General features: G+C 56.8%; 6 protein-coding genes and 1 tRNA gene. 1 reads left to right on the forward strand and 6 read right to left on the reverse strand.

Annotated elements, in window-relative coordinates; genetic code table 11:
- Positions 1-75 precede the first annotated feature (75 nt).
- A tRNA-Arg gene (locus HMPREF0183_RS11695) sits at positions 76-151 on the reverse strand.
- 308 nt (positions 152-459) lie between these two features.
- Between HMPREF0183_RS11695 and HMPREF0183_RS11700 the strand changes: the two genes are divergently transcribed.
- Positions 460-2,289 carry a phosphoenolpyruvate carboxykinase (GTP) gene (locus HMPREF0183_RS11700; protein WP_040349140.1) on the forward strand — a complete coding sequence of 610 codons (1,830 nt, stop codon included), beginning with the start codon at positions 460-462 and terminating at the stop codon, positions 2,287-2,289.
- 144 nt (positions 2,290-2,433) lie between these two features.
- On the opposite strand, the gene HMPREF0183_RS11705 is transcribed toward HMPREF0183_RS11700, so the two are convergent.
- From HMPREF0183_RS11705 to HMPREF0183_RS11725, 5 genes are all read right to left on the reverse strand, one after another.
- Entirely contained in the window at positions 2,434-3,012 is a 579-nt protein-coding gene (locus tag HMPREF0183_RS11705) for a hypothetical protein (RefSeq protein WP_005886456.1), read from the reverse strand.
- Entirely contained in the window at positions 3,009-4,313 is a 1,305-nt protein-coding gene (locus tag HMPREF0183_RS11710) for a hypothetical protein (RefSeq protein ID WP_005886458.1), read from the reverse strand. Before HMPREF0183_RS11710 ends, HMPREF0183_RS11705 begins: the two co-directional genes overlap by 4 nt.
- Positions 4,313-5,089 carry an ABC transporter ATP-binding protein gene (locus HMPREF0183_RS11715; protein WP_211205358.1) on the reverse strand — a complete coding sequence of 259 codons (777 nt, stop codon included), beginning with the start codon at positions 5,087-5,089 and terminating at the stop codon, positions 4,313-4,315. Before HMPREF0183_RS11715 ends, HMPREF0183_RS11710 begins: the two co-directional genes overlap by 1 nt.
- Positions 5,090-5,169: 80 nt before the next feature.
- Entirely contained in the window at positions 5,170-6,513 is a 1,344-nt protein-coding gene (locus tag HMPREF0183_RS11720; protein ID WP_169309681.1) for a hypothetical protein, read from the reverse strand.
- Positions 6,514-6,838: 325 nt separating this feature from the next.
- Entirely contained in the window at positions 6,839-9,451 is a 2,613-nt protein-coding gene (locus HMPREF0183_RS11725; protein WP_005886463.1) for an esterase-like activity of phytase family protein, read from the reverse strand.
- Positions 9,452-10,152: the final 701 nt, after the last annotated feature.

Consider the following 10,152-nt stretch of genomic DNA (forward strand, 5'->3'; position numbering starts at 1 on the left):
GCAAAAGCCAGTTACTCAGCACCCCAAAACACAAAATCGCGCGATACAGTCGGTGCTGTATCGCGCGATTTCAGTTGGCGCGCCACGAGGGATTCGAACCCCCAACCTTCTGATCCGTAGTCAGATGCTCTATCCGTTGAGCTAGTGGCGCCCGTTGGTAAACCAACTTGGACTACTTTACACAAGTTCCTCGAACTTCACAACGCGCACCGAGTGACCTTCAACACACCTCGGCCGTCGCGCCAATCGCGGCACCCACAAAAAACCCAACCAACCCCGCATGTCACATTTTCGCCATTCCATGCAAAAATACGTCATACAAATGACACAAACCCGCCATATACCCACGTAATGTGACCCAGCGCTCAGGTACAGACCCTCAAAAGCAGCCATTCCCATTCTCTCAACTTCGTACGGTGAATGAACAATATTTTTTGGCTCAACAGTTTGGAGTTACTTATGACCGTCCTCGACCCTGGCTCAGTCGAAGACCTTCTCAAGAACGCACCAACCCAGAACGAAACGATTCTTCAGTTCGTTAAGCGTGTAGCGTCGCTCAGCACCCCAGACCAGATCGAATGGATCACCGGAAGCAAAGAACAGCGCGCCGAAATCGCTGACAAGCTGGTCGAAGCTGGGACCCTGGTAAAGCTCGACAAGCAAAAAGACTCCTACTACGCGGCTTCTGACCCAGACGACGTCGCCCGTGTCGAAGACCGCACCTTCATCTGCTCCGAAAAAGAAGAAGACGCTGGCCCACTCAACCACTGGATGGACCCAGCCAAGATGAAAGAGATCCTCAACGACCTGTTCACCGGGTCCATGAAGGGTCGCACCATGTACGTGATCCCATTCGTCATGGGGCACACGGAAGCTGACCAACCCATGTTCGGCATCGAGGTCACAGACTCGCCATACGTGGTCCTGTCCATGCTGGTCATGGCACGTTGCGGCAACGAAGTCCTGCGTGCGATCGAGAACCACGACGGCAAATTCGTGGAATGCGTCCACTCGGTGGGCGCGCCTCTCGAAGAAGGCCAGGAAGACGTCAAATGGCCATGCAACCCCACCAAGTACATCACCCACTTTCCGCAGGACCGCGCGATCTGGTCGTTCGGATCCGGCTACGGCGGTAACGCTCTGCTTGGTAAGAAGTGCTACGCGCTGCGCATCGCTTCAGCGATTGCCCGCGAAGAGGGCTGGATGGCAGAACACATGCTCATCATCAAGCTCACCAACCCTGAAGGCGAATCCAAGTACATCGCTGCTGCGTTCCCAAGCGCGTGCGGTAAGACCAACTTGGCCATGATTGAACCCACGGTCCCTGGTTGGAAGGCTGAAACCCTGGGTGACGACATCGCGTGGATGCGCTTTGGTGAAGACGGCCAGCTGTACGCCGTCAACCCTGAGTACGGTCTATTTGGTGTTGCACCAGGAACCGGCTACTCCACCAACCCAACCGCTATGCGCGCAATCGAAGCAGGCGGAAACGTCTTCACGAACGTCGCGCTCACCGACGACGGCGACGTGTGGTGGGAAGGCATGACGGATGAAACGCCTGCACACCTCACTGACTGGCGCGGAAACGAGTGGACCCCTGAGTCCGAAACTCCGGCCGCTCACCCGAACTCGCGTTTCTGCACGCCTATCACCAACGTGCCAACGCTGGCTGAGGAGTACAACAACCCCAACGGTGTGCCAATTTCGGCGATCCTGTTTGGCGGACGTCGCAAGACCACGATGCCACTGGTCACGGAGACTCGCGACTGGCAGCACGGCGTGTTCATGGGTTCAGTTCTGTCGTCTGAAACCACGGCTGCCGCTACCGGTAAGGTCGGTGTGGTTCGTCGCGACCCAATGGCCATGCGTCCGTTCATCGGGTACAACGTCAGCGACTACCTCCAGCACTGGCTCAACATTGGTCAGACGGAAGGCGCGAAGCTTCCAAAGATCTTCTACGTCAACTGGTTCCGTCGCGATGAAGACGGCTCGTTCCTGTGGCCAGGGTTCTCGGAGAACTCGCGCGTGCTCAAGTGGGTATTTGAGCGTATCGACGGCAAGGCTGACGCTGAGGAAACCCCCGTTGGAAACACACCTTCCGCTGACGCGCTTGACCTCGAAGGCCTCGATGTCACCCCTGAGCAGATCGCCAAGGCCGTTGCGATCAAACCAGAAGAGTGGGCTGACGAACTCGAGTCGATTGAAGAGTGGTACGCCCAGCTAGGCAATGACGTTCCTGCAGAACTGCAGGGCGAAGTCGACCAGTTGCGGACGCGCCTGGGACTGTAAGGCCCCCGCGTCAGCGCTGATCGAGGAAGCGGGCACTGTTCTTGAGCCAGAACAGTGCCCGCTTCTGTGTTCCTGGGCGGCTATGTTGCCCCGTTGCGTCCGCTCACCCCGCTTCCCCGCCGAGGTCGTCGCAAGTTCCGCTCGTCAGTTAAAGATAGGCGTGCGCCGTGTTTGATAAGCGATAGCAGCAGCTATCCCAACGCAACACGTGAGCCACGCCCACGGGTTGGAAATATCACGGTCAACAATCCAGCACCAGGCACGTATTTCACCCAACCGATCACGAGCAAATGCGCCTGCGACGATCACATATGTAGCAGGGACCAAACTCGCGTAACGTCCGTTGATCATTAGACGACCTACCAGCACCAGCGCGGTAAGACCAACAAAATCGCGCAGGATCAATACTGAGTTTTGGGCAGAGAAGCTTGAAGACACCACGCTCGCAAGAACCGCGAGCACGAGCGCGCCTACCATGACCACGTGAGAGTGCGAGATCGTGTTACGAACCGATGCACAACTCCAGGACTCTTCAGCCCGGTGGACACATGCGGACACAACGATGACAAATCCAAGCGCAGGAAGCACCGGTTGCGGTAAACCAGCGACGCTTAATAACGGCAGGGGAATATCGACCTCGACGAAACCTCCCGCGATCACACCCGTAATTACGCTGATGACAAGCAGAATTGGCCACTGGCGAGCCTTCAAAAGATACGTCATGATGCGAATGGCTTTGGACGTTCACAGCGCGTGGCCGAATCAAAAGTCCGGGCAACCCACGCACCTGCCTCTGACTTGTTAGCTTGTAAGAGTCGCTGCAAGGTTGTTTCAGCGGATGGATCAAGAATTGCCTTTGCATCCTCAACATCTGCGCGAACTCCTGAAGCCTGCAAACCTTTGATCCACAACCAGGCGGTCACCGCACTCATCTGAGCGTGCACGTTGTCGTCAGAACAGTCGGTGTTAACAACATGCGCAGCATAAGAACTTGCCGCTGCCAGCGCAGAGTCATAAACGTCAAACGTTGGTTGAGCGACAACGTTCACCGTCCAGTCGCCGTTCGGACCAGCCATCAAGATTGAGGGGTCCGCGGTGGATTCGATGCGCACCACTTTCGGTAGCCCCGTCTCATTCGCCTGACTGAAAACATGCACGTACACCGCGCGGTTGTCGTTTCGTGAAAACTGCCCCGGAAAGAAACACACCTGTGGCTCGGACTGGTCACACACCAGTTCAATTGTGGGTCGCGGGCTATCTGGGTTAGGGCCAACACCCGCGGTCAAGCCCAAGCCCAGAACCAGTCCAACTATCAACACAAGCGCCGAACAAGCGACTCGGACCCACGTGCGCGGAAGGTCGCGTTGCCTTGAATACCGGTGACTATTGATCGCGAGAAAGCACGCTACGGTCGCAACTGCTGAAAACACTATGAAGCCCGCGACGGCTTTGGTATCTAATACCGAGGTGGGAGTGCAACATCCTTCAAACGCCAGTCCCGCTAAATACCGGATTCCAAAAAAGTCAATTGACCACGTTGCCCCAATCCACACGTACGGAACCACAACGCTGAGTGGAATTGCTAAGACTGGTCGGAGCCAAACTCCAAGCACATACCCCAACATTCCGTGCATAACCACAGCAAGAACCTGCCCCACAATGAGAAACCACGGGATTCCCCGGTCAGAACTGCCCGCAAGCACTAGAAGAATTGCCACGCCAGCAAGTTGAACTAGAACACCGGAAAGAACTCCTGGCCAGGTTCTTTCTATAACCTGCGTGGTGAACGGTCGGCGCGAATTCTCGAAAACACCTCGGCTTTCGCGTTCGCGTCCCGCCTCGATCGCACTTGACAGGGAAGCGGTGGCGCAGGAAAACAGCAGAAGAAATGACCCGGTAGTCACGGACGCTATGCGGTTAGCAACGAGAAAATCCCTGTCCGCATACGCCAACAGATAAAGGGTTGCCAAAACTGCGGCGACCCCAGCAATCCACCATGCTGGCCTTCGCTTGAGCCTGATCACTAGAGTTCCCTCTGGATGGTGGCCGCATACGACCGGCCAATGTCTTCGGCGCGAGCATTCGTCACCGTCAACTCAGGTGCGGAGGCAACGCGACCACGCTGAAGAAACTCATGCATGCTTCCTTGAAACTGCAAGTTGCCTGACTGCAACACCGCTACATGATCAAAAGTCTGCGCAACGTCATCAGTTTGGTGCGTTGAAAGAATGACTGTTTTATCTTCGGGTAGCTCGCGAAGTATTTCCATGAATCGTTCGCGACTGGCCGGATCCAAAGCGACAGTTGGTTCATCGAGTAAAAGAACGTCTGCACCAGTGGCCAGAACACCAGCGAGACCCAACCGTTGTTTCTGACCACCTGACAGGGCGGTCACAGGTGCAGTTTTCATCCCTTCTAAACCAACGAGATCACATGCATGCGTTGCGCGGGGCTTCGTTTCTTGACTCTTCGCACCGTGCAACCACGCGACATACTGAACGTGTTCTTCAACGGTGAGCCCTCGGACTGGCGAAAAGTGCTGAGGCATCCATGCAACAGCCTGCCGATAGCGACGCACATCGTTCTTTATGCTTATCGACCCTTTGGACGAAACAAGCGAAATATCACCTCGCTGGGCACGCAGCACGGTCGCGAGAATTTCAATGAGCGTGGTCTTCCCGGCACCGTTCGGACCCAACAACAGTGTTTTTCCTGGTTCGAAATGCGCGGAGAAGTTTTCAAAGACCTCACGTGAACGCGACCGCGAAAATGACAGTCCTTCAATGCCAACAGCCACCACAGGAAAAGAATACACCGACATACGAAGGAAAAGAGGCCGCGAAACTCAAGCCCAGTCCCGCTTGGAACCACCTCGGGCAACTAACACGTAGCCGTGCGGTTCCATTCGTCAAGGAAGGCGCGTTCAGCACCGTCAGGTTTGGATGGCGCGCCACTTAGCGCGTTCCGCGCTTTCTTCGCTTTGCCACACACGGTAGATACAAAGTCCAGGTGGTTACCCTCGTTCACGCTGATGTAGGCCACCCCGTCGTACCCGCTTGCGCGTAGGGCTTGAATACCGGCGCGCGCGTGACTCGGCCTCAAAGCCGGCCCCTCCACTGGAGTCTCGAAATCCACGCTGAACTTCGCATTCCGCACGAACATCGTCGACAACGTGAAATCGTAGAACCCGGCATCCCACATGTTCGCAACAACGGATGCGTACTGACCCCATTCATCGCGGTTCAGATATGTGTTACTGTCCGCCCTCTGATCCTTGTGCCGCACGGACACGGAGCCCACGCCCGCTGGAAGTCCGTTCACTTCCGAAAGTGTTGTTCTTATCTGTTGCGACGTCTCTAGAGCAACCTCAAACCGCGCCTCTGACAGGTCAACTATCTCCACATTGATGTTTTTTGCTGTCAACTGGCGATACACGCCCAGCGCCTGTTCAGAGTCGATCTGTTTACGGTGGCGAGGCAAAGAACCTTCAGCACTCTGGATGACCCGGAGGCCCGAGGTGATAAAACGGGTTGACACGTCCTTGTGGTCCTTCGCGAACACCCCGCTCACTTTGTCCACAGCTTTCGCATCTGGGAAGCTCGCGTTCACGGATACATGATCGGAGCTGGTCTGGGGTTCAAATCCCACTTCGAGCTCTCGTAGCTCCCCGCCATTTTTCTTGACCTCTGCGTGGATCGCGTCTGCGAGGCGTTGCTGAGCCACATCATGCGGATTCATGGTGACATCGGTGCGTTTTGCGTCTTCCTTCTCCCCGTTCGTCGCGGTGAAAACGCCGTCGACATCTTTTGCTTCAGTGCGCATCCAGTCAAACGGGTCCTTATCCACAGTGGCAGACACTCTTTTTCCTCGGATTGTGCCGCTCGTGATGTGTTTGTGCCCCGCAAGCTGATGTACCAGGTCGAATGAAGGAAAAGCACGGCGCGGAATAGACGGGGAGCTCGTTGGGTCAACGTACGTCACCTTAGCTTCAAACACGCCCCTGGCAATCACCAGGTCCGCCCCACCGTCAAAACGGGCCTTGCGGTACTTTTCCTCGAGCTTGTCCATGGTTGTCGAAAGTTCCCCCGGCGAAGCCTTCTCATCGACCTCAATGCGAATGCGGTCTCCTTTAACCTCGGCATCTTTGATGCCCTTCTGCGACTGAGAAAAATCGCGGAACTCTTCGCGGGTCATGTTCTGAGGCGCGCTCGTGGAAATTGGCACTGGCGCAGGGTCAGGCCCAGGTCCGGGCCACAGCACGTCACATGCCGTCCCTGCCGTAGCCACAAGAAACACACTCATGGCAATCGCGACGGTTCGAGTTCGTGCCCACAGTTTTGCTCTCATGTGTTCAGGTTACGGCGGCCCTGGCCATGATCGGTGCCGCCTCCTGTTCCCAAACGGGCACGTACGTCATCAGTCGGGTACACCTCGGGCGCCCTGGGCTGGCGCACCCACCCACCAACAACCGTCCCACCAACACGCAAAGGCCCGCCCCGCACTACCAAGCCAGTGCGGGGCGGGCCCTCAAGCGTTACGCCAGCGCTACTTACTTCTTGCGACGCGCCAGGAGCACAGCGGCCCCACCAACTCCTACGAGGAGGGCGGCGAGTCCCAGGCTCACAGCCACGTTCACACCCGTGCGTGGAAGAGGCTTGCCGTCGTTGTCATCTCCCTGTCCCGAGGTGGAATCATCGTCCGAACCATCACCCGGCTGGGCAGGGGCTTCCGAAGGTGCAGGCTCGCCCGGTTCCTCACCTGGGGTTTCCGAAGGTGCGTCCGAAGGTTCGTCGGTAGGCTCTTCTGCGGGAGGTTCCTCGGCGTCAAAAATCTTGCCCAGGCGCAAGAACACGGTTTCACCGGTCGCGTCGTCCAGACCGTCGTTGTCAGTCACAGCGTAGGCCAGGCCGTCAGCTGCGATTGTGAACCCTTCGAGCTTTTCCTGCGTCCAACCATTTGTGGCCTTGAGGTATGGGAGCACGTCAACAGCGTCAGCCTTTGTGACCGGCTGGGCTGGTGGGACTCCGCCGGCGTCTGCGTCAGGGACGTCTGGCAGAGTCACCTTGACGACGCGCTTGACCTTGGCGTCTGGTCCGTTGAGCTTGTCGCGCTCAATAACAGCGACGGTCTTGTCGTCGATCACGGTGATCTCGGACAGTCCCATCCAGTCGCCCTTGGTGTCGGTGCCTTCGAGTTCGTAGCTGAACCAGTCGAACTCCTTGGTCTTGACGTTGTACTTACCAATCCGCGTGGTGTTTTCACCTTCGAGCGCTTTGCGCTTCTTGGCTTCAGGGTCTTCCCACAGTGGACGCTGCACCACGAAGAACACTTCCTCTTCACCAGCCGCGTTGACGTGGCTGTCCACGCCTTCCAGACCCCACTTGCCGATGTGCTTCGAGATTTCTTCCGGCAGCGACACACGCTCTTCGATGTTGAGCTTGTCATCGGTGCGGATCAGCGCATTTTCAGCACCGGTCTTTCCTTCTGAAGCCAGCCAGAATCCGCCGTCCTTGCGGGTTGCTAGGCCTTCGATGTCCAGGCCTTCTGCCGGCTCACCCTGGTCCATCACTGCGCGAGCTTCGGTGATGCGGGCCGGAGTCTGGGAAGCGTCAACCGTGTAGACCTGCCCGTGTGACAGCGCGGAGTCCGAGGCGGCAAAGAGCTTCGTTGCGTCCTTCTGGTCTGCGGTCAGAGCGCCCAATGCGGTCCAGCCGATGTACTGGCCTTCCGCCTTGTCCGACACGATGGACGGCTGTGGGACTTCTGGCTGCTTGCCGCCCAGCTCGTAGAGGCCAACCGAGGAGCGCACAGCGTTGTCTGCTTCGTCTACTTCTGAGGAGATAGCGAGCAGGTTGCGTTCTGGGATAGGCAGGATGCCTTCTGGCCCGTTGGTGGTGAAGAGCAGCTGCTTGAACTTAGGCTCGGCAGGGTTTTCGACGTCATACACGGCCACGAAGTTGGAGCGTTCTGAACCGACGAATGCGTAACGCGTGCCGTTCATTTCGGCTACTGCGATACCTTCTGGTTCTGGCCCCTTCTTTTCAGCGCGCTTTTCGTTATGCAGACCGTGCTGGATTGCAATTTCTGCGAACGAGTTCCCCGCGTCCCACGCGACATTACCCTTGGTGTCGAACACGGTCCATCCGCGGCTACCACCCTTCCAGTCACCTTCGTTGGCCGTGGCCACGTGTTCGTCGTCAATCCACTCGATTGCGTCGGGTTCACGAGGCGCAGTGATGGAGTCCGTAGCCTTGATCAGGCCGTCTTTGGTGGCGTCAACGCCTTTGATCGTGGGAGCGCCAGCGTTAAAAACTGATTCGATCTCCCCGGTGGCAACGTCAACAATTGCGACTCCGTTGTTTTCCTGGAACGTCATCGCAACCTTGTGGCCGGAGTTAAAGGACACGTATTCGGGTTCCAGGTCTTCTGGCGTGTCCAGGCCAGCGTCTTTGAGGATTGGGAGCGGGTTGCCGTCCTCATCGTTGAACATGATCGGTTTGGCGTCCCAGTTTGAGGGGTCACCGTCGAGGTTGATGGTCTGCAGGAAACCGGTTGGCATCTGTGGGAGGCCACCGTCGCCTTTGTCTTCGTCGCGCTGGTTTTCGATTGCGATCGCGGCGTGCTTGCCGTCTTCACTGATGGCGATCGAGTCAGGCTGGCCCTTGAGGTCGATCGATGCAACACGGGAGTGGTCGGGCAATTTAACGACGTCAACCCGGCCCTTAGGGTTTTCGAAGTCGCCACCGGTTTCGTCGATAACGACCAGTACGTAGTCGCCGGCTACCGCGACCGAGGTGGGTTGGTCATCCGCGTTACCCAGAGTTGCGAGATTGAGGCTTCCGTCACCCTTGGGGTTAGCCGGGTCGGAGATGTCCAGGAAACCGATGCGCTTCCCCGCAGCATCGGTGTAAATCATGGTGTTTCCGTCGGGGGTTACGGTAGAAATTTCTGCAACCGTTTCGTCGTTGGGGTCAACGTCCTTGGGCACGTTCTGGTACACGGGGTATGTTGCGGTGCGCACGAATGGCCCCGCCATGGAATTGTTTGCACCGTTCTGGTCTGCGATTTCAGCAAGTGCTGGAGCACCGAAAGCAACTCCGGATGCTACAAGTCCGCAGGCCAGTCCACTGGCCATGATTTTGGTGCTGATTTTGCGCGGCATCTATGTGCTCCTCTTACAGGCGTGTTTCCCGAGGGGAATGGGACTGGTCCAGTTTGGGTGCGTAGCGCGTTTAGCTGGGCACACCGGCAGACACTTCATCACACGTTTTTACACATTTGCGGTGAACACGTTCTTGCATGAATGTTGCGCCAGGGTGAACAGAGCTGGAGGTTGGGGAACCATGGCTCGACCAGTAACTGTCTACCCACCAGCACAGCCCGGAGATGGAACACCTTGTCCTTAAGAGGTCCTAAAAATGGAGCAGACTGCGCAAAAACCGTTTACCCAACACAGCTCAATCTAATGTGATGACTACACACCCTTTTTGTTCGTTTTGTTCACGTTTTCAGCCCAAAATCGGCCAGTTACCCAACACAGCAAACGAAAAACATCTCACGCGTGGTGGGTAACCCGCGATAACCGCATTAACACGCAGGGCATCCCCCACCTCGGCCCCTAGAACGCGTTTGGCTACAGTCCAATTTGTGGACTGTAGCCAAATAACCCCAAAACACCCGTAAATAGTGACGTGCGCCACAGTTTTGGGCTCTTTTGGATACAACCGAGCCCCAAAATCGAACTCGACTGTAGCCAAATGATGCGTCCCTGCGACTAACCCCAGACGAAACGGCGCAACCGCATGTGAATACAAAAAACTCGGGGCCCCACCAACCGGTGAGACCCCGAAAAATGTGCGCGAG

The sequence above is a fragment of the Brevibacterium mcbrellneri ATCC 49030 genome, from assembly GCF_000178455.1.
Taxonomy (GTDB): Bacteria; Actinomycetota; Actinomycetes; order Actinomycetales; family Brevibacteriaceae; genus Brevibacterium; species Brevibacterium mcbrellneri.